Source organism: Collimonas sp. NPDC087041 (assembly GCF_044745265.1).
Taxonomy (GTDB): Bacteria; Pseudomonadota; Gammaproteobacteria; order Burkholderiales; family Burkholderiaceae_D; genus Collimonas.
Map to the genome: position 1 here is coordinate 178760 of NZ_JBIUZX010000010.1, position 25090 is coordinate 203849.

At 59.3% G+C, this 25090-nt stretch carries 22 protein-coding genes; 13 read left to right on the top strand and 9 right to left on the bottom strand.

Features of this window, described 5'->3' with window-relative positions:
• Window positions 1-146 precede the first annotated feature (146 nt).
• The 8 genes from ACIPF8_RS18310 to ACIPF8_RS18345 all read left to right on the top strand — a co-directional run bounded on the left by ACIPF8_RS18310 (window position 147) and on the right by ACIPF8_RS18345 (window position 10506).
• Window positions 147-1220, top strand: a complete 1074-nt coding sequence (locus ACIPF8_RS18310; RefSeq protein WP_400423704.1) for a LacI family DNA-binding transcriptional regulator — start codon at window positions 147-149, stop codon at window positions 1218-1220.
• A 198-nt stretch (window positions 1221-1418) separates the two neighbouring features.
• Window positions 1419-2774, top strand: coding sequence for a glucarate dehydratase (gene gudD / locus ACIPF8_RS18315; RefSeq protein ID WP_400423706.1), 1356 nt, complete (start codon window positions 1419-1421; stop codon window positions 2772-2774).
• Window positions 2775-2865: 91 nt separating this feature from the next.
• The gene (locus ACIPF8_RS18320; protein ID WP_400423708.1) at window positions 2866-3756 is read left to right on the top strand and encodes an SMP-30/gluconolactonase/LRE family protein; all 891 of its coding nucleotides are present in this window, start codon (window positions 2866-2868) and stop codon (window positions 3754-3756) included.
• Window positions 3753-4538: an NAD-dependent epimerase/dehydratase family protein gene (locus tag ACIPF8_RS18325; protein WP_400423710.1), complete on the top strand. Its 786-nt coding sequence runs from the start codon at window positions 3753-3755 to the stop codon at window positions 4536-4538. The genes ACIPF8_RS18320 and ACIPF8_RS18325 overlap by 4 nt, the downstream gene beginning before the upstream one ends.
• Window positions 4535-5485 (top strand): aldose 1-epimerase, encoded by a 951-nt coding sequence (locus ACIPF8_RS18330; protein WP_400423712.1) that lies wholly within the window; start codon window positions 4535-4537, stop codon window positions 5483-5485. Before ACIPF8_RS18325 ends, ACIPF8_RS18330 begins: the two co-directional genes overlap by 4 nt.
• 51 nt (window positions 5486-5536) lie before the next feature.
• Window positions 5537-6814: an MFS transporter gene (locus ACIPF8_RS18335; RefSeq protein ID WP_400423714.1), complete on the top strand. Its 1278-nt coding sequence runs from the start codon at window positions 5537-5539 to the stop codon at window positions 6812-6814.
• 22 nt (window positions 6815-6836) lie between these two features.
• Window positions 6837-9308 carry a TIM-barrel domain-containing protein gene (locus ACIPF8_RS18340; protein ID WP_400423716.1) on the top strand — a complete coding sequence of 824 codons (2472 nt, stop codon included), beginning with the start codon at window positions 6837-6839 and terminating at the stop codon, window positions 9306-9308.
• A 16-nt stretch (window positions 9309-9324) separates the two neighbouring features.
• On the top strand, window positions 9325-10506 hold the full coding sequence (locus ACIPF8_RS18345) for a porin (RefSeq protein WP_400423718.1): 1182 nt from the start codon (window positions 9325-9327) through the stop codon (window positions 10504-10506).
• 12 nt (window positions 10507-10518) lie between these two features.
• On the opposite strand, the gene glcF is transcribed toward ACIPF8_RS18345, so the two are convergent.
• The 3 genes from glcF to ACIPF8_RS18360 are packed head-to-tail and all read right to left on the bottom strand — an operon-like array spanning window position 10519 to window position 14384.
• Window positions 10519-11769: a glycolate oxidase subunit GlcF gene (gene glcF / locus ACIPF8_RS18350; RefSeq protein WP_400423720.1), complete on the bottom strand. Its 1251-nt coding sequence runs from the start codon at window positions 11767-11769 to the stop codon at window positions 10519-10521.
• A gap of 21 nt (window positions 11770-11790) precedes the next feature.
• On the bottom strand, window positions 11791-12870 hold the full coding sequence (glcE, locus tag ACIPF8_RS18355; protein ID WP_400423722.1) for a glycolate oxidase subunit GlcE: 1080 nt from the start codon (window positions 12868-12870) through the stop codon (window positions 11791-11793).
• Between the two features lie 17 nt (window positions 12871-12887).
• Window positions 12888-14384, bottom strand: a complete 1497-nt coding sequence (locus ACIPF8_RS18360) for an FAD-linked oxidase C-terminal domain-containing protein (protein WP_400423724.1) — start codon at window positions 14382-14384, stop codon at window positions 12888-12890.
• On the opposite strand from ACIPF8_RS18360, the gene ACIPF8_RS18365 reads away from it, so the two are divergent.
• A complete protein-coding gene (locus tag ACIPF8_RS18365) occupies window positions 14383-14565 on the top strand; it encodes a hypothetical protein (RefSeq protein ID WP_400423725.1) in 183 nt (60 codons plus the stop codon). The genes ACIPF8_RS18360 and ACIPF8_RS18365 overlap by 2 nt on opposite strands.
• On the opposite strand, the gene ACIPF8_RS18370 is transcribed toward ACIPF8_RS18365, so the two are convergent.
• Window positions 14552-15439, bottom strand: coding sequence for a LysR substrate-binding domain-containing protein (locus tag ACIPF8_RS18370; RefSeq protein WP_400423783.1), 888 nt, complete (start codon window positions 15437-15439; stop codon window positions 14552-14554). The two genes, ACIPF8_RS18365 and ACIPF8_RS18370, sit on opposite strands and share 14 nt — an antisense overlap.
• 53 nt (window positions 15440-15492) lie before the next feature.
• Window positions 15493-16902, bottom strand: a complete 1410-nt coding sequence (locus ACIPF8_RS18375; protein WP_400423727.1) for an FAD-binding oxidoreductase — start codon at window positions 16900-16902, stop codon at window positions 15493-15495.
• Window positions 16903-16996: 94 nt separating this feature from the next.
• Between ACIPF8_RS18375 and ACIPF8_RS18380 the strand changes: the two genes are divergently transcribed.
• The gene (locus ACIPF8_RS18380; protein WP_400423728.1) at window positions 16997-17554 is read left to right on the top strand and encodes a cob(I)yrinic acid a,c-diamide adenosyltransferase; all 558 of its coding nucleotides are present in this window, start codon (window positions 16997-16999) and stop codon (window positions 17552-17554) included.
• 78 nt (window positions 17555-17632) lie between these two features.
• Here the strand turns inward: ACIPF8_RS18380 and folE2 are convergent, their stop codons facing one another.
• From folE2 to ACIPF8_RS18400, 4 genes are all read right to left on the bottom strand, one after another.
• On the bottom strand, window positions 17633-18436 hold the full coding sequence (folE2, locus tag ACIPF8_RS18385) for a GTP cyclohydrolase FolE2 (protein ID WP_400423730.1): 804 nt from the start codon (window positions 18434-18436) through the stop codon (window positions 17633-17635).
• A 120-nt stretch (window positions 18437-18556) separates the two neighbouring features.
• Window positions 18557-20428, bottom strand: coding sequence for a 1-deoxy-D-xylulose-5-phosphate synthase (dxs, locus tag ACIPF8_RS18390; protein ID WP_400423732.1), 1872 nt, complete (start codon window positions 20426-20428; stop codon window positions 18557-18559).
• Between the two features lie 8 nt (window positions 20429-20436).
• The gene (locus tag ACIPF8_RS18395; protein WP_400423733.1) at window positions 20437-21366 is read right to left on the bottom strand and encodes a polyprenyl synthetase family protein; all 930 of its coding nucleotides are present in this window, start codon (window positions 21364-21366) and stop codon (window positions 20437-20439) included.
• On the bottom strand, window positions 21363-21629 hold the full coding sequence (locus tag ACIPF8_RS18400) for an exodeoxyribonuclease VII small subunit (protein ID WP_400423734.1): 267 nt from the start codon (window positions 21627-21629) through the stop codon (window positions 21363-21365). The genes ACIPF8_RS18395 and ACIPF8_RS18400 overlap by 4 nt, the downstream gene beginning before the upstream one ends.
• Window positions 21630-21863: 234 nt before the next feature.
• Here ACIPF8_RS18400 and ACIPF8_RS18405 point away from each other — a divergent pair, with 234 nt between their 5' ends.
• From ACIPF8_RS18405 to ACIPF8_RS18415, 3 genes are all read left to right on the top strand, one after another.
• Entirely contained in the window at window positions 21864-22967 is a 1104-nt protein-coding gene (locus tag ACIPF8_RS18405; RefSeq protein WP_400423735.1) for an aromatic ring-hydroxylating dioxygenase subunit alpha, read from the top strand.
• 155 nt (window positions 22968-23122) lie between these two features.
• Window positions 23123-24046, top strand: a complete 924-nt coding sequence (locus ACIPF8_RS18410) for a DMT family transporter (protein ID WP_400423736.1) — start codon at window positions 23123-23125, stop codon at window positions 24044-24046.
• A 57-nt stretch (window positions 24047-24103) separates the two neighbouring features.
• Window positions 24104-24970 carry a sulfurtransferase gene (locus ACIPF8_RS18415; RefSeq protein ID WP_400423737.1) on the top strand — a complete coding sequence of 289 codons (867 nt, stop codon included), beginning with the start codon at window positions 24104-24106 and terminating at the stop codon, window positions 24968-24970.
• The last annotated feature ends 120 nt before the right edge of the window (window positions 24971-25090 follow it).

The window sequence follows — 25090 nt, forward strand, 5'->3', positions numbered from 1 at the left end:
TTTAAAGTTTTTTATTATGATTGGAATTCCGCAGTATGGGAATCCAACCTGGATTGTAGCGGACTAGTCCTGCATGATGCGGCAGATTTGCATCACAAATTGCAAAATGGTAACGGTATCATTTTCATTAATGATAGAATTTCGCCATGGAAAAAGAAACATTACTGGATGCAGTCGTAGCCGATGTTACTGCGCGCCGCAAAGGTGGCCGCAAGACCGGCGGTTTCACCCTGCGCGACGTCGCCAAGCTAGCCGGCGTGGCGCCGATCACCGCTTCGCGTGCATTGAACACGCCCGATGCAGTTTCCGCCAAGGTCTTGCAAAAAGTCCAGGCCGCTGTGCAGCAAACCGGCTACGTGCCGAACCTGCTGGCCGGCGCGCTGGCATCGCAGAAAAGTCGCCTGGTCGCCGCGGTGGTGCCCACCCTGTCCGGTCCGATGTTTCTGGAAACCGTAGAGTCGCTGACCGACACCCTTGCCGCTGCCGGCTACCAGGTCATGCTGGGTCAGAGCGGTTATGAAAACTCACGCGAAGATGCGCTGCTCGACGCCATCATCGGTCGTCGGCCTGACGGCATCGTGCTGACCGGCATCAACCGCTCGGCGCAAGCCCGGCGGCGCTTGCTGGCGAGCGGCATTCCGGTGGTCGAAACCTGGGACCTGACGCCGACGCCGGTCGACATGCTGGTCGGTTTCTCCCATGAAAAGATCGGCACTGCGGTTGCGCAATACCTGCACGCCGCAGGTCGCCGCCGGGTTGCCGCCATCGGCGCCAGCGACGACCGCAGCCGTCGCCGTGTCAGCGCCTTTTCAAAGGAAGCAGTGCGACTCGGCATGGCTCCGGCAGAAGCAAGCGAGATTCCCTCCTGCGAAGTGGCCGCACCAACCACGCTCGGCCACGGCCGCAGCGCGCTGCAAGACATGTTGGCGCGCGCCGCCGATATCGATGCCGTATTTTGCAGCTCCGACATGCTGGCGCTTGGCGTCATGATCGAAGCGCAAGCCAGCGGCATTTCCATTCCAAAACAGCTGGCGGTGATCGGTCTCGGCGACCTGTCTTTTGCACGCGACCTGCAACCGCCGCTGACCACCGTGCGCATCGACGGCACCGTCATCGGCAGCACCGCGGCCCGTTTCATCATCGCCCGTTCCGAAGGAAAAAGCGTCGCCGAACCGGTCTGCGATATCGGCTTCAGCATCATAGAGCGCGCCAGCGTTTAAACCCTTCTTTCACAAAAATAAGCATTGACAGTCAAAAATGGGACCGCTACCATTTGAATTGGTAGCGGTCCCATTTTGTGAAAATAATGCAACTAAAACCACGCCAGGCGCGCAAGGCGCAACCGCTCTGCAGCAAGCCGAGGCGCGTACCGACAGCATCACCCGATTCGATATCCACTTAGCCACAGGCAGCCTTACATGACATCATCGAGCACGCAATTCCCGCTATCGAGCACTCCCCTCATCGTCGACATGCGCGTGGTGCCGGTCGCCGGACGCGACAGCATGTTGCTCAACCTGAGCGGCGCACACGGCCCCTACTTCACCCGCAATATCGTGGTCCTCACCGATAGCTCCGGCAACATCGGCGTCGGCGAAGTGCCGGGCGGCGAACGCATCCGGCAAACGTTGGAAGATGCGCGCCCGCTGCTGCTGGGCAAAGCCATCGGCAACTACCAGGCCATCCTGAACAGCGCCCGTACCGCTTTCAGCGACCGCGACGCTGGCGGCCGCGGGCTGCAAACCTTTGACCTGCGCATCGCCATCCACGCCGTGACGGCGCTGGAAGCCGCCCTGCTCGACCTGCTGGGAAAATTCCTCGGCGTGCCAGTGGCCGCCTTGCTAGGCGAAGGCCAGCAGCGCGAGGCGGTGAAAATGCTCGGTTACCTGTTCTACATCGGCGACCGCAGCGCCACCGACCTGCCTTACGCCAACGAACTTGATGCCAAAGATGACTGGTTGCGCCTGCGCCACCAACCGGCGCTCGACGCGCAAGCGGTAGTCGCGCTGGCGGAAGCAGCCTATCAACGTTACGGCTTCAACGATTTCAAACTCAAGGGCGGCGTGCTGCGCGGCGAAGATGAAATGGAAGCCGTGACCGCATTGGCGGAACGCTTTCCGCAAGCGCGCATCACGCTCGATCCAAATGGTGGCTGGCTGCTCAAGGACGCGATCCGCCTGTGCCGCGACCAGCATTCCGTGCTGGCTTATGCGGAAGATCCGTGCGGCGCCGAGAACGGCTTTTCCGGACGCGAAGTGATGGCTGAGTTCCGCCGTGCGACCGGTCTGCAAACCGCGACCAACATGATCGCCACCGATTGGCGCGAAATGGGCCATGCGATCCAGCTGCAATCGGTAGACATCCCGCTGGCCGACCCGCACTTCTGGACCATGCAAGGTTCAGTGCGGGTAGCGCAGATGTGCCACGAGTGGGGCCTGACCTGGGGTTCACACTCCAACAACCATTTCGATATCTCGCTGGCGATGTTCACGCACGTGGCTGCGGCTGCCCCCGGCAACATCACCGCCATCGATACCCATTGGATCTGGCAGGATGGCCAGCGCCTGACCAAGGAACCGCTGCAGATCGTCGGCGGCATGGTCGAGGTGCCCAAAAAACCCGGTCTCGGCATCGAGCTGGACCTGGCAGAACTGGAGGCCGCGCATCAGCTGTATCGCAACATGGGGCTGGGTGCGCGCGACGACGCCATCGCCATGCAATATCTGATTCCGGGCTGGAAATTCGACAACAAGAAACCTTGCCTGCTGCGCTAGAACAGCGCGCGCAGCGACCAAGTTTTCAAGAAGCCAGCATCATATAGGCCTGTATACCCAACCATCGCATGACCCGCAATGAGGTAGCACCATGATTCAGCAATTTGATTATCCAGTCCGCGTGATCTGCGACGAGGGTGCAATCGTCGGCGAGTCGCCGGTGTGGTCGCAACGTGAACAAGTCTTGTATTGGGTGGACATTCTGAAACCGGCGCTGTATCGCTTTGATCCGGCCTCCGGACAGCAACGCAGCTGGCCGGCGCCGGCCTCAATCGGCTCCATCAGCCTGGCAAAGAACGGCAAGATTGTCGCCGCATTGCGCAGCGGCTTTCATTGGTTTGATCCGGCTGACGCCAGCTGGACCCTGATCGCTCATCCAGAACCGCATATTTCGCACAACCGCCTCAACGACGGCAAGACCGGGCCGGACGGCGCTTTCTGGGCTGGCACCATGGACGACCGCGCCGACAAGCAAGCCTGCGCCTCGCTCTATCGGTTGGCGCCGGACGGCAGCATCAGCGCCCACGGCAACGGACTGGTGGTGTCCAATGGCCTGGCATGGAGCCCTGACGGCCGCACCATGTACCACTCCGACTCACGCCGGGCAATGATCTATCGCTATGATTTCGACGTCGCCAGCGGCACGCTCGGCCCGCGTGAAATATTCGTGCAGATGCAAGCGGAATGGGGCCGTCCCGATGGCGGCGCGGTCGATGCCGATGGCTGTTACTGGGGCTGCGGCATCACCGCCGGACGCATCAACAAAGTTTCACCGCAAGGCGAATTGCTGGGTTATCTGCCACTGCCGGTATCGCGCCCAACCATGTGCGCCTTCGGCGGCAGCGACCTGAAAACGCTGTACGTCACATCACTTACCGAAAACATGAGCGCCGATGAACTGGCGCAGGAACCATTGGCCGGCGCACTGTTTGCAGTGAGCATGCCGGTGGCCGGTACAACCGTCGCGGAGTTCGGCATATGAAAACCATCGTGCTTACCGGCGCCGCCGGCAACATCGGCAAGGTCCTCAGGCAGCAATGGTCGGATGGCCGTTATCGGTTGCGGCTCAATGACATCAAACCGCTCGGCCCGATGGCCGCGCACGAAACCCTGCATGCCGGCGACCTGCGCGATGCGGCCTTTTGCTCGGAGCTGCTGGCAGGCGCAGATGCGGTGGTGCACATGGCCGGCATCGGCACCGATCTTGAACTTGATCTGCTGATCGAGCACAACCTGAAAGCCCTGCTCAGCGTGTATCAGGCTGCCCGTTCCCATGCAGTGCGCGTCGTCTATCCAAGCTCCAATCACGCCATCGGCATGTATCCGGTGGAAGCCGAAATCGACGAATACGCTGCAGTAAGACCGGACAGCCTGTACGGCATCAGCAAGGTCTGGGGCGAAGGCATCGCCCGGCTGTATTACGACAAGCACGGCGTCGAATCGGTTTGCCTACGCATCGGTTCGTTCGAGACCGAACCTTTCGAACGGCGCCATCTGCATACCTGGCTCTCGCATCCCGACATGCAACACCTGGTTGAATGCTGCATAGAAGCGCCGCAAGTCGGATTCCAGATCATGTACGGCGTGTCGGCCAATACGCGCCGCTGGTGGCAGCAGACCGACAATCCCATCGGCTATCAACCGCAAAGCAACGCAGAAGACTTTGCCGCGCGGATCGCAGATATTCCCAGCAGGGGCGGTCCGTTGGCGGAACAGTTTCAGGGTGGCGGCTTCGCTGCCGTGGACTATTCCAAAAACAAATGAAGACACTTCATCTCGCGCCAGAGATCGTGCTGAGCAAAGACGGCTGGCGGCTAACGCTGTCGCCGTCTGCGGGTGGACGAGTCACTTCGTTGATCTCGCTGCACGACGGCCAGGCGATGGACTGGATCGTGCCGATATCTGAGCAATGCCGCCAGGATGGTTTTCCTGCAACCGCATGGCCCAAAGCCGGCATCTATCCCCTGCTGCCGTTTTCCAACCGCATCCGTGCCGGGAAATTTTCCTGGGATGGCCTGCAACTCACGTTGCCGCTACACCCCGGTGAACACCACGCCATGCACGGCTTTAGCCACACCGCAGAATGGGAACTGCTGGATTGCGACGACAACAGCGCGGAGATGCTGTACAGCCACGCGGCCGGCGAACACGGCTGGCCATGGGCATTCGAGGCGAGACAAAAAATCGTATTGGATGCTGGCGCGCTCAGCATGAAACTCGAATTCCGCAATCTTAGCGACGAGCCATTGCCGCCGATGCCGCTCGGCGCCGGTTTCCATCCCTACTTTCCACGCCGCTTCGCGCAGCATGTTGCCTTTGACGCCCGGCAGCTGTGGCATGCCGATGCCGAACATGTCGCAACCGGAGTTGGCGAGATAAGGGCGCAACACGACTATCGTTCCGCGCGCGCGATCGCAGCCGACGATGAGTTGACTTATTACTACGGCGGCTGGCAACGACAAGCCAGCGTCGCGGACAACCAAGGCAACCGCATCCTGATATCGGCGTCGCCGTCTGTCTCGCACCTGGTATTGCACGCGCCGGCGATGCGCGATTATTTCTGCATCGAGCCGGTAACCCACGTCGCCGATGCCGTCAACCTGGCGCAAGCCGGACATTCGAATACCGGCCTGCAGCGCCTTGCTGGTGGCCACACATTCAGCTGCGACATCCGGCTGGATTTTCTTGATGTAACCGCAGTTCCGGAATAACCGTGACGCCACATTGGCGTTGCTTATAAAAACTAACCGAGACAAAAAAATATGAAACGTATCAAAGGTTTGCGCTGGTGGATTATTGCCCTCGTATGTTTTGGCACCATCCTGAACTACATATCGCGCAATTCGCTGGGCGTGCTGGCCGACACGCTGAAACACGATCTAGCCTTCACCACCAAGGAATACTCGTATGTGGTGGCAGCCTTCCAGGTCGCCTACACCGTCATGCAGCCGGTGTGCGGCTACATCATCGATTTCCTCGGTTTGAAAGTCGGCTTCGCGCTGTTCGCCGCCGCCTGGTCGGTGGTCGGGATGCTGCATGGTTTTGCCACCGGCTGGCTGTCGCTGGCATTTTTCCGCGGCTTGCTCGGCCTGACCGAGGCTGCGGCGATACCGGCCGGCATCAAGGCCGTGTCGGAATGGTTTCCAAAACAGGAGCGTTCCGTGGCGGTTGGCTATTTCAACGCCGGCACTTCCATGGGCGCAGTGATCGCGCCGGTGCTGGTGGCCTGGCTGCTGTACAAGCATAGCTGGCAAGCCGCGTTCATCGTGACCGGGGCAATGGGCTTCGTCTTTGCAGGTTTGTGGTTCTTCTTCTACCGCGCCCCGAAAGACCATCCCAACTTGTCCGATGCCGAACGCGAATACATTCTTTCCGGCCAGGAAAGCATCGCCGAAAGCCAATCGCACGCCAAGCCATCCGTCAAGACAATCGTCAGCACACGCCGCTTCTGGGGCATTGCCATCACGCGCTTCCTGGCGGAGCCGGCCTGGCAAACCTTCAACTTCTGGATTCCGCTGTACTTCATTTCAGTGCGCGGCATGAACCTGAAAGAGTTCGCCATCTTCGGCTGGATGCCATTCTTTGCCGCTGACATGGGCGGCATCCTGGGCGGCTATCTGTCACCGTTCCTGATGAAGCATTTGAAACTCAAGCTGGTCAACTCACGCATCGCCGGCATCGCCACCGGCGCGCTGCTGATGACCAGTGTCGGCTTTGTCGGCTATGTGCAGAGTCCTTACACTGCGATCGCCCTGTTTTGCATAGGCGGCTTCGCTCATCAAATGATTTCCGGCCTGGTCAACACCATGACGACCGATGTCTTCAACACCCGCGAAGTCGGTACGGCCAACGGCCTGACCGGCATGATCAGCTGGATTGGCGGCCTCTCGTTTTCACTGTTGATCGGGCAATTGGCCGAATCGATCGGCTACACCCCGCTGTTTGCGGCCCTGGGCATGTTCGACGTAGTGGGAGCCACCATCCTGTTCCTGCTGTATCGCGGCTATAAAGACAACAGCGCCACATTGGCCAGAACCTGAACCAAGCACTTTGGAGATTTGCATGTCGGTTAACCATATTCCTGAATTCCACCTGGCAGAAAAGAACGGCGCAACGCTGACGCTGAAAAGCGAAGACGGCCATGTCGCCCATATCTTCGTCCTTGAACAGGACATCATCCGCGTCGTGGTGCTACCGGATGCGCAGCTGCATTTTCCACGCACCTGGGCAATCGCGCCCGGCACCCAGCAGTTGCCGCTGGAGGGCCGTGAACGCTTGTCGCTGGCGGGCTTTTCCCAGCCCGACTACACCCTCAGGAACCTGTCCGGCGCCCTGCAGATACAGACCGAGAAAATCCGCCTGACAGTACAGCTGAAAGGCTTGTTCTGCAGTTGGGAAACCCGTCCCGCCGGCGAGTGGAAAGAAGTGGCGCGCGACCGCAGCACGCAAGCCGTCAATTTTGGCTACTGGGACGACAAGGTCTATCACTATCTGAAACGCGATGCTGAGGATGAAATGTATTTCGGCCTCGGCGAGCGCAGCGGCGACACCAACCGCCATGGCCGCAGCTACTCGCTGAAAACCATCGATGCGATGGGCTACAACGCCAGCAGCACCGATGTCTTGTACAAGCACATTCCGTTCTATGTCACCTGGAGCAAGCGCCAGCAAGCCGCCTTCGGCCTGTTCTACGACACCCTGTCCGAAGGCAAGCTCGACATGGGCTGCGAGATGGACAACTATCACGGCCACTACCGCTATTTCGTCGCCGACCACGGCGACCTGGACTATTACTTCATCGCTGGCGACAGCATGGAACAGGTAGTGCGACGCTATACCTGGATGACCGGCAAGCCGGCGTTCACGCCGAAATGGGGATTGGGCTATTCCGGTTCGACCATGACGTATACCGACGAGCCGAACGCGCAAGAAAAGATGAATGAGTTCCTGGCCAACTGCGAGCAGCACGACATGTTGTGCGATTCATTCCACCTGTCCTCCGGCTACACCTCGATCGACAACAAGCGCTACGTCTTCAACTGGAATCGCGACAAGTTTCCCGATCCGAAGGCCTTCGCCCAGCACTACCTGGATCACGGCATCCGCCTGTGCGCCAACATCAAGCCTTGCCTGTTGCAAGATCACCCCCGCTTCAGCGAAGCCGAAAGCCTGAACCTGTTCATCAAGAACCAGGACGGCAAACCGGAAATGGTGCAGTTCTGGGATGCAATCGGCGCCTATCTGGACTTTACCAATCCCGACACCATCGCCTGGTGGAAACGCGCGGTTACCACCTCGCTGCTGGAATACGGCATTACCAGCACCTGGAACGACAACAATGAATTCCAGGTATTGAATCCCCAAGCCACCGCCAACGGCTTCGGCCAGCGCTTCAAGGCGGTCGAAGCGAAAGGCTTGCAAACCCTGCTGATGATGGCCGCTTCGCGGGAAGCGCAAACCGAATTCACGCCGGACAAGCGGCCCTACCTGGTATCGCGCGCAGGCGCCGCCGGCATGCAGCGTTACGTGCAAACCTGGTCCGGCGACAACTACACCTCGTGGCAGACCTTGAAGTACAACATCAAGATGGGACTGGGCCTGGCCATGTCCGGCATCTCCAACACCGGCCACGACGTCGGCGGCTTCAGCGGCCCGGCGCCAAGCCCGGAGTTGCTGTTGCGCTGGGTGCAGTTCGGCATTTTCATGCCGCGCTTTTCGATCCATTCCTGGAACGACGACAAGACCGTCAATGAACCCTGGATGTATCCCGAGATTACCCCTGCGATTCGCAACCTGCTCAAGCTGCGCGCCTGCCTGACGCCGTATTTCTACGACCTGCTGTGGCGTTATCACCAGCACTACGAACCGATGATCAGGCCGACTTTCCTGGCCTTTCCAAACGATCCGAAATGCTTCACCGAAAACGACGACATGCTGATCGGCAGCAGCCTGCTGCTGGCGGCAGTGGTTGAACCAAACCAGAGCAGTCGCAACGTCTATCTTCCCGCCGGCGCCGACTGGTACGACTTCTGGAGCGGCGCCCATCACCACGGCGGGCAAGAGATCGTATTGCCGGCCGTGGGTGAACAACCGCCGCTGCTGGCGCGTGCGGGCAGCGCCATCGCCATCAACGTCGCTGAACAGCACTTCAACCAGGCTGCGCATCTACAAGGCTTCATGGTGTTCCCACATCAGCAGGATGGCGCTTTTGAAACAGAATTCTTCGACGACGACGGCGACAGCAATGCCTACCTGGACGGCAAGAGCAGCCTGTGGAAAATCCAGGTCCAGAGCAATGCTGAAACGCTGGACATCGATCTTGAATGCACCGGCATCCAGCCGGCATCCGACCTGGTGACCTTGCTGCTGCCGCAGCATGAAACGCGCCAGGTTGTACTCAGCGCCGCCGCCATCCTGGGCGACGCCATCGTCAATCAACGTCGTGAAATCCAGTTGAAAATCAAACTGCAAGCCGATCCCAAGCCATCCATCAAGCAAAAGATCGTCAGCATTCTTAAACGTTTCAATAAATAAAACCCAAGGGGGAGACATGAAAAACACAACACTCAAATTATTACTGGCAACCACGTCGCTGACTGGCGCCGCATATAGTCAGGCGCAAACCAGCGTCACGATTTACGGTACCGCCGATGCGGCGATTGTTTACTCAAGCAATCAACGCGGCAATTCAAACACCTATATGAACAGCGGCAATCTGAATGCCAGCAAGCTTGGCTTCACCGGCGGCGAGGACCTGGGTGGCGGCAGCAAGGCGATTTTCACGTTGGAGCAAGGTTTCAGCCTCAACAATGGCGCCCAGAGCGATGCCACCAAAGCCTTTAATCGCCAAGCCTTTGTCGGCTTGAGCGATGCCCGCTACGGCACATTTACACTCGGTCGCCAGTACACGCCGTACTGGCGCTATGTCGGCGGCCTCGGCCCAACCGGCGTGCTGACTGGCGCCACCGGCGCCCATCCCGGCGATCTGGACGGTCTCGACACCACCGTCCGCATCAACAATTCGCTGGTGTATGCGACGCCGGTAATCGGCGGTTTCCAGGCCAGCGCCCTGTATGGCTTCGGCGAAAATGCCGGCGCCATCAGCGCCGGCAATTCGACCAGCGCGGCGCTGCGTTATGACTACAATGCGATGAGCGTGGCGCTAGGCTATCTGAAACTGAACAACAACAATCTCAAGGGCTTTGCCCAATGGGACCCGAACGTCACCTCAGGCAGTTACGCACAATCGCCGGTCAATGCCGGCTATGCCTCGGCGAAATCGGTGCAAATGATCGCCGCCGCGGCACGCTATAACGCCACGGCGAATCTGATGCTGGGCTTGAATTTTTCCAATGTGCAGATGGCGCCGGGAGCGATGTCGCTGTTCACCCATCAGGCTACCTTCAACACCGCTGGTGTGATCTCCACCTACAAGTTGACGTCGGCGGTAACTCTGGCTGCCGGTTATAGCTACACGCGCGAATCGGCGGCAAACGGTATCAGCGATCCGGCGCGTTATCAGCAAATTTCCCTGGAGCAGACTTACGACTTCTCCAAGCGGACCGCACTGTATTTCCTGGAAGCCTATCAAAAGGCGCGCGGCCAGACCTTGGGCGCCAACGGCGTGACACCGGTCAATGCGGTTGCCGTTGTTGGTGATTCGCAAAATGGTTCACCGTCTTCCGATGGCAAGCAATTTGTCGCGGCGGTCGGGATCCGCCATCAGTTCTAGTCGGATACAGGATCAGGCGGCTGGTCCGGATGAAAGCCCCTGATCCAACAGTTCTATCCAATGCCTGACCGGCGTCTCGGTGCCTGATTGCAAATGCGTCAGGCAACCGATATTGGCCGAGACGATCATGTCCGGCTTGGTCGCTTGCAGCTTGTCGAGTTTGTTATCGCGCAAGCGATACGACAGCTCCGGCTGCAGCACTGAATAAGTGCCGGCCGATCCGCAACACAAATGACTATCCGCACAGGTCTGCACATCAATGCCGACGCTGCGTAGCAGCCCTTCTACCTTGCCGCGAATTTGTTGACCGTGCTGCAAAGTGCAGGGAGGATGATAAGCCACCCGTTCGGGAAATTTTCCTTTCAGTTGTTGCTGCAACTCCGCCTCGAATGCCGGCAGGATTTCGCACAAATCCTTGGTCAGTGCCGAGATGGCCTTGGCCTTCACCGCATAAACCGGATCGCGCGCCAGCAGATGGCCGTACTCCTTGACGGTAGCGCCGCAACCGGAGGCAGTCATGACGATCGCTTCCACGCCTTGGCCATTGCTGCCGATGACATACGGCCACCAGGCGTCGATATTGCGCCGCATGTCGTCCAGGCCAGCGTCCTGATCATTCAGGTGATAGCGGATCGCACCGCAGCAGCCGGCCTTGGGCGCCACCAGCAATTGCACGCCGAGCGCATCGAACACCCGCGCCGCAGCGCGATTGATGTTGGGCGACATCGCCGGTTGCACGCAACCGTCCAGCACCAGCATCTTGCGTACATGTTGACGCTGCGGCAGCGCGCCGGCATCCTGTTTTTCGGGAATCTTGTTCTTGAGCTTCTGCGGCAACAGCGGACGCAGCATTTGACCAGCCGCCATGGCGGGCTTGAACAGCCATGGCCGCGGCAGGAATTCCTTGAGCAGCTTGCGCGTCAATTGCTGAGCAACCGGACGCGACACCTGGTCGTCCACCACCTTCCGGCCTATATCCAGCAACCGGCCGTATTCAACGCCGGATGGACAAGTCGATTCGCAGTTGCGGCAAGTCAGGCAGCGATCAAGATGCACTTGTGTCTTGGATGTCGCCTGGGCACCTTCCAGCACCTGTTTGATCAAGTAAATTCGTCCACGTGGACCGTCCAGTTCGTCGCCCAGCAGTTGATACGTCGGACAGGTGGCGGTACAGAATCCGCAATGCACGCAGGCGCGCAAAATTGCGTCGGCTTCCTGGCCCTGGCGGGTGTTCTTGATAAAATCGGCTAGATTGGTTTGCATGGATGGCTACGTGATGAATGGCTAGAAGTCCGGATACATGCGACCGATATTGAAAATTGCCGCCGGATCGAAACTGGCTTTCAGGCGTCGATGAATCTGTCCTACCGCAGGAGCCAGCGGATGAAACACGCCGGCACTTTTATCGCCGCCGCGATACAGGGTCGCATGACCGCCTGTGGCGGCAGCCGTCGCCCGAATCGTCTCTGCATCGTCATCGGCAAACAACCAGCGCTGTGCCCCACCCCACTCAACCAAGGTGTCACCCGACAAGGCCAGCGGCGCGGCTGTCGACGGCACCGCCAGGCGCCACAAGGCCTTGTTTGCAGTGGATGTCGCAAAGAAGCAGTGCGTTTGTTCGCGCACGGCATGCCAAAATTCATCAGCGCCGACAACTGCCTCGCCGCCCAGGTTTCTTTCCGCTGCGCTGACTGCGGCTTGCGCACCCGACAAACGCACCGTCAGCATGCCGTCCTGCCAGCAGCTGGCAGAAATCGGCAACGGCAAACCACCCCATTGATTCAGGCAACGGATCGCATCGGCTTGGGAAAGCTCAAAGCGCCGGCTGCTACTGGCGATCGGCCGCGGCAACACTTTCACCGACATCTCAAGGATCAAACCCAATGTGCCGAGCGAGCCGGCCAACAAGCGCGATACATCGTAGCCGGCGACATTCTTCATGACCTGGCCGCCGAAGTGCAGGACGTCGCCCTTGCCATCCATCAGCACGGCGCCGAGCACGAAGTCGCGCAGCGCACCGACCGCTTGCCGCGAAGGGCCGGATAACCCGCTGGCAAGCATGCCGCCGAGCGTGGCGCCGATGCCGAAATGCGGCGGCTCGAATGGCAGCATCTGATTGTGCTGCGCCAGCAAGGCCTCGATCTCGGACAGCGGTGTGCCGCAACGCGCAGTAATCACCAGCTCGGTCGGCTCGTAATCGATGACACCGTTATAACCGCGCGTATCGAGCAGTTCGCCTTGCACCTGCTGGCCATACCAGGCCTTGCTACCGCTGCCGCGAATTTCCAGCGGACGATGCGCAGCGCCTGCCGCAAGAATTTGCGCCTTGGCCTGTTCCCTGAAAAGCTGTGCGTCCATAGTCATTATTCTGTGTCTGTCGGTTAGAAGCGAGGCAACTCTGGAAACTTCAACTGCCCGCGCTGCACGTGCATCTTGCCGTACTCGGCGCAGCGCTGCAAAGTCGGAATCGCCTTGTCCGGATTGAGCAGGAACGCCGTATCGAAAGCGCGCTTGACGTTGAAGAACGCCTCACGCTCAAGCGGCGAGAACTGCACGCACATCGAATTGATTTTTTCAATGCCGACGCCGTGTTCGCCGGTAATGGTGCCGCCAACGGCGACGCACAATTCCAGGATTTCAGCGCCAAACTCCTCGGCGCGGTGAAATTCCCCCGGCAGGTTGGCATCGAACAGGATCAACGGATGCAGGTTGCCGTCGCCGGCATGAAACACGTTGGCGCAACGCAAGCCGTACTTGGCTTCCATCTGTTCGATACCGAGCAACACCTGCGCCAGGTTCTTGCGCGGAATGGTGCCGTCCATGCAGTAATAATCGGGAGAGATACGGCCGGCAGCCGGGAAGGCGTTCTTGCGGCCGGACCAGAAACGCAGCCGCTCGGCTTCCGAGGTCGATACTTCGATGCGCGTAGCGCCGCTGGCATTCAGCACCGCGCTCATGCGGCCGATTTCTTCTTCGACCTCTTCCGTAGTGCCATCCGATTCGCACAAGAGGATGGCAGCGGCATCGATGTCGTAGCCGGCCTTGACGAAAGGTTCGACCATGCGCGAACTGGTGCGGTCCATCATCTCCAGGCCAGCCGGGATGATGCCGGCAGCGATCACGTTGGCGACCGCATTGCCGCTCTTCACGACATCGTCGAACGAGGCCATGATGACTCTTGCCGCCTGCGGTTTCGGAATCAATTTGACCGTCACTTCGGTGACCACGCCCAGCATCCCTTCCGAGCCGATGAACACGGCCAGCAGATCCAGGCCGGGAGCATCCAGTGCCTCGCTGCCGAGTTCGACGATCTCGCCATCGATGGTCACCATCCTGACGCGCAGCACATTATGGACAGTCAACCCGTACTTCAGGCAATGCACGCCGCCGGAATTCTCGGCGACGTTGCCGCCGATGGTGCAGGCGATCTGCGAAGACGGGTCCGGCGCGTAATACAAACCATGCGCTGCAGCTGCTTCGGAAATGGCGAGGTTGCGCACGCCGGGCTGCACCACGGCAGTTCGGGCATACGGATCGAGCTTGACGATGCGGGTAAATTTGGCGGTCGACAGCACCACGCCATCGGCGATCGGCAAGGCACCGCCCGACAGGCCGGTGCCGGCGCCGCGCGGCACCAGCGGCACCTTCAGGTCGCGGCAGGTTTTGAGGATGGCAACTACTTGCGCTTCGTTTTCCGGCAGCGCCACCACCATCGGCATTTGCCGGTAGGCGGCCAAGCCGTCGCATTCGTAGGGCCGGGTGTCTTCGCTATTCGACAACAAGGCATGTTCCGGCAACAGCGCCCGCAACGCGGCGACTACCTGTTGTTGACGAGCAGGACTGAAAGTGGTTTCAGCTGCTGAAGCGAGCGAGTTCATGCTGTTTTCCTATTTATTGACGCTCTTCAGAGCGATCTATATCTCCGCCAATGAGTATAACGATTTTGCGTTTTTTACAGGATGTTTTCCGCCAACCCAGCTGCTGAAAAACTTGCACCGTGCAGGTGAAATGTTTTCAGGCGGCTGGCAGCGCCTGCCCGGGAAAGTCAGATACGGCTGAAGGTCTGCTTCATCCAATCGATGAAAGTCGTCACTTCCGGCCGTTCCTGCGGCTTTTGCTGGTACACCAGGTAATAGGCGTGTGGCGGCGAAGTCAGGCTGATATCGAACAGCTGCACCAGCTCTCCCTGCGCAATCATCTGCTGGGCGAAATGCTTGCGGGTCAGGCCTACGCCGTGGCCGTGCCGCACCAATTCCAGCAGCAAACCCAGGTCGTCGGCGCGCAAACCGGAGGATGGCTCAGGCCAATCCAGTCCGGCAGCCTGGAACCACGGCTGCCAAGGCTCCAGCGCCGAGCGCAGCAAGGTCGCCTTGCGCAGGTCGGCAGGCTTGTCGAGGGGGCCGATTTTCTTCAGGTATTGCGGACTGGTGACAGCAAAGGTCGGTTCTTCGAATAGCTTTTCGGTAGTGGTGTTGGGATAGTTGCCGGCGCCGAAACGTACTTCCAGATCGCTCTCGGTCAGGCTCAGGTCGTACAGCGGCACCGACAGGAAAATCTCGACCACGATATCAGGATGGCGCTGGACGAAATCGTCCAGATGCGGAATCAGCAGGTTGCGTGCGAATGTCGGCGGCGCGGTCAGCTTGACGCGCGGCTGCACCTGGGCATTGCGTTGCGGCAGTGGGAATTCGGTCAGGGTGCGCAAGGCGCTGCGCACCACATCCAGATAGCGATGGCCGAATTCCGACAGGGCCACCGTGCGGCCCTCGCGTGAAAATAAACGCTCGCCGACAAAATCCTCCAGCAGCCGGATACGGTGCGACAGCGCCGACGGTGTAATGCAAAGTTCGTCGGCCGCCAGCGCAAACGAATGATGGCGCGCGGCGGCTTCGAACGCCGACAAGGCATGCACCGGCGGCAGGCGATTGACCAAGGGAGTTTTATTCGACATCTTTTTTCTTGGCGGGTTGATCAGGCTCGGGCAGTTTACCAGCGGATTATTTTTCCGGGATTCATGATGTTCTTCGGATCGAACGCATGCTTGAGGATGCGCATGGTCGCAATCGCTTCCTCGCCGTGTTCTTCGACCAGGAAATCGATCTTGTGCAAGCCCACCCCATGTTCACCGGTGCAGGTACCGTCCATGGCGATGGCGCGGCTGACCATGCGCGCATTGACGCCTTCGGCGCGCGCAATGTCGGCCGCACTATCCGGATCGACCAACATCTGCGTATGAAAATTGCCGTCGCCGACATGGCCGATGATCGAGTACACGAGGCCGTTCGCTTCGCAATCGGCCTTGGTGTCGAGGATACACTCCGCCAGCCGCGAAATCGGCACGCAGCAATCGGTGGAGATCGCGCGGCTGCCGGGACGCAGCTGTAGCAACGCGAAATATGCATCGTGACGCGCTGCCCACAGGCGCGAGCGGTCTTCCGGCCGGGTCGCCCATTCAAAACCGGTGGCGCGATGCTCCGCCACCACTTCCTGCACCAGCTCGGCCTGCTCCTTGACGCCATTCTCGCTGCCATGGAATTCAAACAGCAACAGCGGCTGCTCCGGCAGCGCCAGCTTGGAGTGAGCGTTGATCGCACGCACGCCGTTTTCATCCAGCAGTTCAACCCGCGCCAGCGGCACGCCAAGCTGGATCGCCTGGATCACGGCATTGACAGCATCGGCTATCGTTTCAAACGAACAGACTGCGGCGGAAATCGCTTCCGGTTGCGGATACAGCTTGACGGTGACTTCGGTAATGATGCCGAGTGTGCCTTCGCTGCCGACAAAGATGCGGGTCAGGTCGTAGCCTGCCGACGATTTCTTGGCGCGCGTACCGGTCTTGATGATGCGGCCATCGGCCGTTACCACTGTCAACGCCAACGTGTTCTCACGCATGCTGCCGTAGCGCACGGCGTTGGTGCCGGAAGCGCGGGTGGCGGCCATGCCGCCGATCGAAGCATCGGCGCCGGGATCGATCGGGAAGAACAGGCCGCTATCCTTGATTTCATGATTCAACTGCTTGCGGGTGACGCCGGTCTGTACGGTCGCAGTCAAGTCTTCGGCATGGATTGCCAACATCCGGTTCATGCGCGACAGGTCGACGGAAATACCGCCTTGCAGCGCCAGTACATGGCCTTCGAGCGACGTGCCACTGCCGAACGGAATCACCGGCACCTGATATTCGCTGCACAGCTTGACCAGCGCCGCGACATCTTCGGTCGACTCGGCAAACACCACCGCATCGGGCGGCATCGGATCGTAGGACGAGGCATCGCGGCCGTGGTGCTCGCGCATCGCCATGGTGGTCGAGAAACGCTCGCCGAACAGGGTTTTGAGGGTTGCAATCAGGTCATCCGGCAATGGTTTCCTGGTTGCGGCGAAATCGGCTATATGATTCATTGACATGCTCCTTTGTCATGATTTTACTCCGCAGCGGCGACTAGTGCTGGTGTAAAGTACCAGCATTCTGAATCCAAACGAAGCGAGCAACAACATGGGCAACCGACTTTCAAAAATTGCGACACGCACCGGCGACAACGGCAGCACCGGGCTCGGCGACGGCAGCAGGACCGGCAAGGACAGCTTGCGTATCCAGGCCATTGGCGATGTTGATGAATTGAATTCGCAACTTGGACTTCTGTTGTGCAACAAACTGGATCCGCTGATGCGTGCAGAATTGCTGGCGATACAACACGCGCTGTTCGATCTCGGCGGCGAACTTTGCATTCCAGGCTATACCCTGATTACCGAAGCACAAGTGATGCAACTGGATCAACTGCTGGAGAAATACAATGCCGACCTGCCGCCGCTGAAGGAATTCATCCTGCCCGGCGGCAGCCATTCAGCGGCGCTGGCGCATGTCTGCCGCACTGTCTGCCGGCGCGCAGAGCGCAGCATTGTCAGCCTGGGCCGGGAAGAAACGGTACATGAGCCGGTTCGGCAGTATGTGAACCGCTTATCCGATCTGCTGTTCGTGCTGTCGCGCGTGCTGAACCGTGCGGACGGCGGTAGCGATGTGCTGTGGCAAAAGGACGGCGCACCCGAACAATAAAAAACGGGCCGGCTGTGCAGCACTTGAAGTGCAACATCAGCCGGCCCGCAATGCGGCAAGTGCCGTTGTTTGTAACGCTTATTTGCTACGTTTGTCGTGCTCGATCAACGCATATGCCGAGTGATTATGGATCGACTCGAAGTTCTCGGCTTCCAGCACATACGCCAGCACGCGCGGCTCGTTGTTCAAGGCCACCGCCACATCGCGCACCAGGTCTTCGACAAATTTCGGATTCTCGTAAGCGCGCTCGGTCACATATTTTTCATCCGGACGCTTCAGCAAACCAAACAGTTCGCACGATGCTTGCGCTTCGATGTTGGCAATCAGCTCATCGACCAATATCTCGCCATCCAGCACCGCATTGACGGTGATGTGCGAACGCTGGTTGTGCGCGCCGTAAGCGGAAATCTGCTTCGAGCATGGGCACAGGCTGGTCACCGGCACCAACACTTTCAACGTCACCTCCAGCACGCCATTGTTGATTTCGCCGGTGAGGCCGACTTCGTAATCCATCAAGCTCTGCACGCCGGACACAGGCGCGGTCTTGTTGACGAAATACGGGAAGGTCAGTTCGATGCGGCCGCGCTCGGCGTCCAGCAAGGTCACCATCTTGCGCATCAATTCGCCAAAGGAGGTGACGTCGAGCGGGCCGTCCAGGCCTTCCAGCAACGCGATGAAGCGCGACATGTGGGTGCCCTTCTGCTGTTCCGGCAGATGCACATACATGTTCCAGTTGCCGATAGTCGGTTGCGCTTTGCCGGCGGTGCGCACCGTCACCGGATAGCGTACGCCTTTGACGCCGACACGCTGGATCGCGATGTGGCGGGTATCGACGCTGCTTTGCACGTCTGGAATCGTCAGGTTGTTGTCACGAGTATTCATGAAATGCTGAGCCTTAGAGTGAAAGAACGTAGGGCGGGCACATCGTGCCCACGCGGACGCCAATTGGCTGCTACCGCGTGGGCATTGCATGCCCACCCTACTGTATTGATTTTGCTTCTATTAATTTTGATTAACGACTAGGCGCGGCTGATCTTTGCCAAAGCGCTGACGTATCGAAGCTGCGATGCCTTCGGCATTCAGGCCGCACTGCGCCAACAGCAGGTTGGCGTCGCCATGATCGATAAATCGGTCCGGCAGGCCGAGATTCAAGAGCGGCTTGACACATCCTGCGGCAGCCAATGCTTCCGCCACAGCGGCGCCGGCGCCTCCCATGATGCAGCCCTCTTCCACCGTGACCAGTGCGTCGTGGCTGGCAGCCAATTCCAGCACCAGTTCGACATCCAGCGGCTTGATGAAACGCATGTTGACCACCGTGGCGTCCAGCAGTTCGCCGGCGGCAATGCTAGGCGCCAGCAGCGAGCCGAAGGCCAGGATCGCAACATTGTGACCTTTGCGCTTGATCTCGCCCTTACCCAGCGGCAGAACCGTCAGTGCCGGATCGATAGCCGCGCCGGTGCCGCTGCCGCGCGGATAACGCACTGCGGCCGGGCCGTTATATTGATAAGCGGTAGTCAGCATCTGCCGGCATTCGTTCTCGTCGGAGGCGGCCATCACCACCATGTTCGGGATGCAACGCAGGTACGCCATGTCGTAATTGCCGGCATGGGTGGCGCCATCGGCGCCGACCAGGCCGGAACGATCCAGCGCAAACGTCACGTCCAGGTTTTGCAGGGCGACGTCATGGATCAATTGATCGTAGGCGCGCTGCAGGAAAGTCGAGTAAATCGCCACCACCGGTTTCAGGCCTTCGCACGCCATGCCGGCGGCGAACGTGACTGCATGCTGTTCGGCGATGCCAACGTCGTAGAAGCGTTGCGGGAAACGCTTGGCAAACGTATCCAGGCCGGAGCCGCCGGACATCGCCGGGGTGATGCCGATCAATTTTTCGTCCTGTGCCGCCGTGTCGCACAGCCAGTCGCCGAACACCTGGGTGTAAGTCATCTTGCTGACCGCAGCCGGCTTGATGCCTTCCGCCGGATTGAACTTGCCGGGGCCGTGGTACAGCACCGGATCGGCTTCCGCCAGCTTGTAGCCCTGGCCCTTCTTGGTCACCACGTGCAGGAACTGCGGGCCTTTCAGGTTCTTCAGGTTTTGCAGCGTCGGGATCAGCGATTCGAGGTCATGACCATCTATCGGACCGATGTAATTGAAACCGAATTCTTCAAACATGGTGGCAGGCACCACCATGCCTTTGGCGTGTTCTTCAAAACGCTTGGCCAGCTGCCGCATCGGCGCCGGCAGGATCGACTTGCCGACATTCTTGGCCTGCGCGTAGAACTGCCCCGACATCAAACGCGCCAGGTAGCGGTTCAGCGCACCCACCGGCGGCGAGATCGACATGTCGTTGTCGTTCAGGATGACCAGCATGTTGATGTCGTCGTAGACACCGGCGTTGTTCATGGCTTCGAACACCATGCCGGCGGTCATCGCGCCATCGCCGATCACGGCAATCGCATGGCGGTCGGTCTCGCCCTTGGTCTTGGCGGCCAGGGCCATGCCCAATGCTGCCGAAATCGAAGTCGACGAATGCGCCGTGCCGAAGGTGTCGTATTCGCTTTCGTCGCGGCGCGGGAAACCCGAGATGCCGTTCAGCTGGCGCAAGGTGTTCATGCGCTCGCGCCGACCGGTGAGAATCTTGTGCGGATAGGTTTGATGGCCGACGTCCCAGACGATGCGGTCTTCCGGCGTGTTGAATACGTAATGCAGCGCAATCGTCAGTTCCACCGTGCCCAGGTTGGACGACAGATGGCCGCCGGTCTGCGATACCGATTCGATGACGAATTCGCGCAACTCGTCGGCTAACGGTTTGAGTTGCGCCCGTGTCAGTTTTCGCAAATCTGCCGGGCTGTCTATTGTATTGAGAATTTCCATATGCCCTACTAAGCTTTTCGCTGCACGATCAGATCCGCCAGCTCGCGCAAGCGTCGTGCCTTGTCACCAAAGATCGCAAGCGCCTGATGGGCGTCATTGCGCAATTTTTCCGCCAGCGCCTGCGATTCCGGCAAACCCAGGATCGAAACGTAAGTCGGCTTGTTGTCGGCAGCATCCTTGCCAGCGGTTTTACCCAGCGTAGCAGAATCCGCGGTCGCATCAAGGATATCGTCGACTACCTGGAACGCCAGGCCGATGGCCGCGCCATAGGCTTCCAGCGCGGCGACTTCTTCTTGCGACAACACCTTGCCGCTCCAGGCGCCAAGCAAGACCGACGCGCGCAGCAAGGCGCCGGTTTTCAATTTGTGCATCTGTTCCAGCTCTGCCAGCGACAGATTCAGGCCGACGCTGGCCAGGTCGATGGCTTGTCCGCCGCACATGCCGAGCGAACCGGAAGCCTGCGCCAGCAAGCGCAGCATGACGATCTGGCGCGCCGCATCGATGCCCTCATCTGCAGCAGCCAGCACCACGAATGCCTGTGCCTGCAAGGCGTCGCCGACCAGCAAGGCAGTCGCTTCGTCGTATTTCACGTGCACCGTCGGCTTGCCGCGGCGCAAGGCGTCGTCATCCATGCACGGCATATCGTCGTGCACCAGCGAATAGGCATGAATCATTTCGACCGCTGCGGCAGCGCGTTGCACGACAGTGGCCGGCGCCGAAAACAGTTCCCCAGCGGCAAATGCCAGCAATGGCCGCACCCGTTTGCCGCCGTCCAGCGCCGCATAGCGCATGGCCTGGTGCAGCTTCGCCGGCGTGCTTGTTTCGGTTGGCAGGAAACGGCCGAGGGCAGCCTCCATATCGGCCTGCACCTGGCGCATCCAGTCGGCGAAAGGCTGTGCCTGGTTCGGCAACTGCGTCGTTAGCTGAGCTGCCGTCATTCGTCGGCTCCGCCGCTGTGATCATTGAGGGCTTCACCGGCGAACGGCTTGAGCATGTCGCCTTCCAGTACCTTGACCTGGCTGTCGACCTTATCGAGTTGCAAAGAGCAAAACTTGACCAGCTCCGATCCTCGTTTATAGGCGGCAACAGAGGCTTCCAGTGGCAACTCGCCAGCTTCCATCTGGGCAACCAGTTGCTCCAGTTCGGCCATTGCCTGCTCGAACGAAGCCGGAGTGCTGGTGGAAATCGGATTTTTTGGCATAGTGGATGTAAATAGTTTAGTCCGCTATTTTAGAGCAAACATGTGTAACTCGTTGAATTTCGAGCAGTTAATCTGGATAAATAGGCGATAACCAGGCCAAAACAGCGCCCTTTTCCGGATTTTTATGGGATAATCCTCGGTTCTGTCCAAAATTTCCGTTTCATATTATTTGAACACAGGTTTTTGCGGATTCTTTCTCTCTTAGGTTGATACAACACATTTGGGGGTGGAGGGATGTCCGATCTGGCTTCTATTACCAAGCTCGCGCGCTCCGATGCGCAACTTCCAGTCAACGTCTATTTTGACGAAGCGCTTTTAAAGCGCGAAATCCAGCAACTCTTCCATAATGGCCCGCGTTATGTCGGCCATGAACTGATGGTGCCTAACGTCGGCGATTACGCCACGCTTGCATCCGAAGCGGAAGGCCGCATGCTGGTGCGCAATCCTCAGGGGATTGAGTTGATTTCCAACGTCTGCCGTCATCGGCAGGCCAAGATGTTCGATGGCCGCGGCAATGCACGCAACATCGTCTGCCCGCTGCATCGCTGGACTTACGATCTGAAGGGCGAACTGATCGGCGCGCCGCATTTCGGCGAAACGCCGTGCATGAACCTGTCCAGGACACCGCTGCAAAGCTGGAACGGCCTGCTGTTCGAGCAAAATGCCTTCCATGTCGGTGAAAAACTGGCAGAGCTCGGCGTTGCCAAGGACCTGGATTTCAGCGGCTATCTGTTCGACCACGTCGAAGTGCACGAGTGCGACTACAACTGGAAGACCTTCATTGAGGTCTACCTGGAGGATTATCACGTCGAGCCTTTCCATCCGGGCCTGGGCAGTTTCGTCAGCTGCGACGATCTGCAATGGCAATTCGGCAAGGATTACAGCGTGCAGACGGTTGGCGTCAACCACGGATTGGCAAAATCCGGTTCGCCGACCTATCGCAAGTGGCAGGAACAAGTCCTCAAGTTCAACAATGGCGAAGCACCGAAATTCGGCGCGATCTGGCTGACGCTGTACCCGAACATCATGGTCGAGTGGTATCCGCACGTCTTGGTGGTATCGACGCTGTGGCCGCGCGGCCCGCAAAAAACCACCAACGTGGTCGAGTTCTATTATCCGGAAGAGATTGCGCTGTTTGAGCGCGAAATGGTGGAAGCGGAACGCGCCGCCTACATGGAAACCTGCGTCGAAGATGACGAAATTGCACTGCGCATGGATGCCGGACGACGCATCCTGATGGAGCGCGGCGTCAGCGAAGTAGGTCCTTACCAGTCGCCAATGGAAGACGGCATGCAGCACTTCCACGAGTGGTATCGCAACCAGGCCGGCCTGCTGTAACACCGCATTCAATCGCCGCACTTGGGCCGGGTTGATTCGTTTGATCAAGCGAATCAACCCGGCCTTTTTCATTATTTGCGACACAAAACAGGCAACGCCCGTGGAATCGGTCAAAATAACGGATTCGCTGCTAACCGGCCTTCGCCCCTCATTTCATGCAATCCCTCTGGATGCTCCTCGCCAGCCTCATGTTTTCTATCATGGGCGTCTGCGTCAAACTCGCCTCCGATCATTACTCCATTTGGGAAATCGTCCTCAGCCGCGGCCTGATCGGCATGCTGTTCATCATCGCCCTGATCCTGGTCAAAGGCGGCACACTGAAGACGCCGATGCCGCGCCAGCATGTATGGCGCGGGGTGATCGGCGTGATTGCGCTGTCGTTGTGGTTCTATTCGTTCAGCCTGCTGCCGGTCGCCACCGCCACCACCCTCAACTACACTTCCTCGATCTGGCTGGCGGCAATATTGTTCGGCGCCGCCTGGTGGCGCGGCAACACCCGCTTCGATTGGGGCATGGCGGCTACCATCCTGATCAGTTTCATCGGCGTGATGTTGCTGCTGCAACCATCCTTCGATCCGAACCAGACCCTGGGTGGCCTGATTGCGTTGGCATCCGGTCTGATCTCGGCGGTTGCCTACCTGCAGGTGCGTCACCTGGGAAAGCTGGGCGAACCGGAATATCGGGTGGTTTTTTATTTTTCGACAACCAGCGCGATTGCCGGCCTGGCCTGCTGCCTGCTGCTGCCCGGCGGCAGCATACCGTTCTGGCATGCACACAACGTGCAAGGCGTAGCGTTGCTGGTCACCCTCAGCCTGTCCGCCACCCTGGCGCAGATGGCCATGACGCGCGCGTATCGGCTCGGCAATCCGCTACTGACAGCCAACCTGCAATACACCGGCATCGTCTTTTCCAGCGTCTGGGGGATTCTCATTTGGCAAGATCAGCTCGGCTGGCGCGGCTGGACGGGCACGGCGGTAATCCTTGTCGGCGGTTTGCTGGCAACGTTTTATAATCAAAGGCAGGCGCGTCCACAGACGCCGCTGCGGCAGGAAAAGCCATTGGCCGACGAGACCGTCTGATCGCATTTCCGGTGCATTACCGCAGCACCTGATCAACCTACAGACAAGAGGAAAGCCATGACCCAAGCACATCCCTACAAGACGCTGATTTCGGCAGCCAATCTGTTGCCGAACGCGCACAACCCGAATTGGGTCATCGTCGATTGCCGCCATGATTTGATGGACCCGGGCGCGGGTCAGGCGGCGTATGCCGCCGGCCACATTGCCGGGGCCCGTTTCGCCAACCTCGATCGCGACCTGTCCGGCGCCAAGCAAGCCGCCGACGGCAGCTTCAAAGGCCGCCATCCGTTGCCTGAAAAAGACGCGCTGATTGCAACACTGCGCGGCTGGGGCATCAGCGACGACACGCAAGTCGTAGCCTACGATGCCCAGGGCGGCATGTATGCCGCACGCCTGTGGTGGTTGCTGCGCTGGATCGGTCACGACTCGGTCGCCGTGCTGGACGGCGGCCTTGCTGCCTGGCAGGCGGAGGGGCAAACCCTGACCACGGCCGAGCCGACGCCAACACCCGGCAACATCAGCGCCAAGGCGCCGCTGACCAGCAGCGTCGACGCCCATGACGTGCTGGTCAACCTGACCAGCCCAAGAAGGACCGTGATCGACGCCCGCGCGCCGGATCGCTTTCGCGGTGAAAATGAAACCATCGACCCGGTCGGCGGCCATATTCCCGGCGCCAAGAACCGCTTCTTCAAGGACAACCTGCAAGCCGACGGCCGTTTCAAGTCGGGGCATCAATTGCATGAGGAATTCGGCGCGCTGATCAGCGAACCGCAAGCGGCAGTCATGCAATGCGGCTCCGGCGTGACCGCTTGCCATAACTTGCTGGCGCTGGAAATCGCCGGCCTGCACGGTGCAGCGCTCTATCCGGGTTCATGGAGCGAATGGTGTTCCGACGCCACCCGGCCGATGGCCAGGGGCGCCTGAACATCATTGCAATAGGTAGGGTGGGCAAGTTTTTTTGCCCACGCATTGCATGCGAACCGGGAGTTCCGCGTGGGCAGAACACCCTGCCCACCCTACTCCTAGGTTTGGTGTTTCGGCTAA

Excerpts from the sequence above, each read along its gene's own strand:
- ACIPF8_RS18310 (WP_400423704.1), top strand. The coding sequence starts at position 147 with ATGGAAAAAGAAACATTACTGGATGCAGTCGTAGCCGATGTTACTGCG.
- gudD (WP_400423706.1), top strand. The coding sequence starts at position 1,419 with ATGACATCATCGAGCACGCAATTCCCGCTATCGAGCACTCCCCTCATC.
- ACIPF8_RS18320 (WP_400423708.1), top strand. The coding sequence starts at position 2,866 with ATGATTCAGCAATTTGATTATCCAGTCCGCGTGATCTGCGACGAGGGT.
- ACIPF8_RS18325 (WP_400423710.1), top strand. The coding sequence starts at position 3,753 with ATGAAAACCATCGTGCTTACCGGCGCCGCCGGCAACATCGGCAAGGTC.
- ACIPF8_RS18330 (WP_400423712.1), top strand. The coding sequence starts at position 4,535 with ATGAAGACACTTCATCTCGCGCCAGAGATCGTGCTGAGCAAAGACGGC.
- ACIPF8_RS18335 (WP_400423714.1), top strand. The coding sequence starts at position 5,537 with ATGAAACGTATCAAAGGTTTGCGCTGGTGGATTATTGCCCTCGTATGT.
- ACIPF8_RS18340 (WP_400423716.1), top strand. The coding sequence starts at position 6,837 with ATGTCGGTTAACCATATTCCTGAATTCCACCTGGCAGAAAAGAACGGC.
- ACIPF8_RS18345 (WP_400423718.1), top strand. The coding sequence starts at position 9,325 with ATGAAAAACACAACACTCAAATTATTACTGGCAACCACGTCGCTGACT.
- glcF (WP_400423720.1), bottom strand. The coding sequence starts at position 11,769 with ATGCAAACCAATCTAGCCGATTTTATCAAGAACACCCGCCAGGGCCAG.
- glcE (WP_400423722.1), bottom strand. The coding sequence starts at position 12,870 with ATGACTATGGACGCACAGCTTTTCAGGGAACAGGCCAAGGCGCAAATT.
- ACIPF8_RS18365 (WP_400423725.1), top strand. The coding sequence starts at position 14,383 with ATGCTGTTTTCCTATTTATTGACGCTCTTCAGAGCGATCTATATCTCC.
- ACIPF8_RS18360 (WP_400423724.1), bottom strand. The coding sequence starts at position 14,384 with ATGAACTCGCTCGCTTCAGCAGCTGAAACCACTTTCAGTCCTGCTCGT.
- ACIPF8_RS18375 (WP_400423727.1), bottom strand. The coding sequence starts at position 16,902 with ATGAATCATATAGCCGATTTCGCCGCAACCAGGAAACCATTGCCGGAT.
- ACIPF8_RS18380 (WP_400423728.1), top strand. The coding sequence starts at position 16,997 with ATGGGCAACCGACTTTCAAAAATTGCGACACGCACCGGCGACAACGGC.
- folE2 (WP_400423730.1), bottom strand. The coding sequence starts at position 18,436 with ATGAATACTCGTGACAACAACCTGACGATTCCAGACGTGCAAAGCAGC.
- dxs (WP_400423732.1), bottom strand. The coding sequence starts at position 20,428 with ATGGAAATTCTCAATACAATAGACAGCCCGGCAGATTTGCGAAAACTG.
- ACIPF8_RS18395 (WP_400423733.1), bottom strand. The coding sequence starts at position 21,366 with ATGACGGCAGCTCAGCTAACGACGCAGTTGCCGAACCAGGCACAGCCT.
- ACIPF8_RS18400 (WP_400423734.1), bottom strand. The coding sequence starts at position 21,629 with ATGCCAAAAAATCCGATTTCCACCAGCACTCCGGCTTCGTTCGAGCAG.
- ACIPF8_RS18405 (WP_400423735.1), top strand. The coding sequence starts at position 21,864 with ATGTCCGATCTGGCTTCTATTACCAAGCTCGCGCGCTCCGATGCGCAA.
- ACIPF8_RS18410 (WP_400423736.1), top strand. The coding sequence starts at position 23,123 with ATGCAATCCCTCTGGATGCTCCTCGCCAGCCTCATGTTTTCTATCATG.
- ACIPF8_RS18415 (WP_400423737.1), top strand. The coding sequence starts at position 24,104 with ATGACCCAAGCACATCCCTACAAGACGCTGATTTCGGCAGCCAATCTG.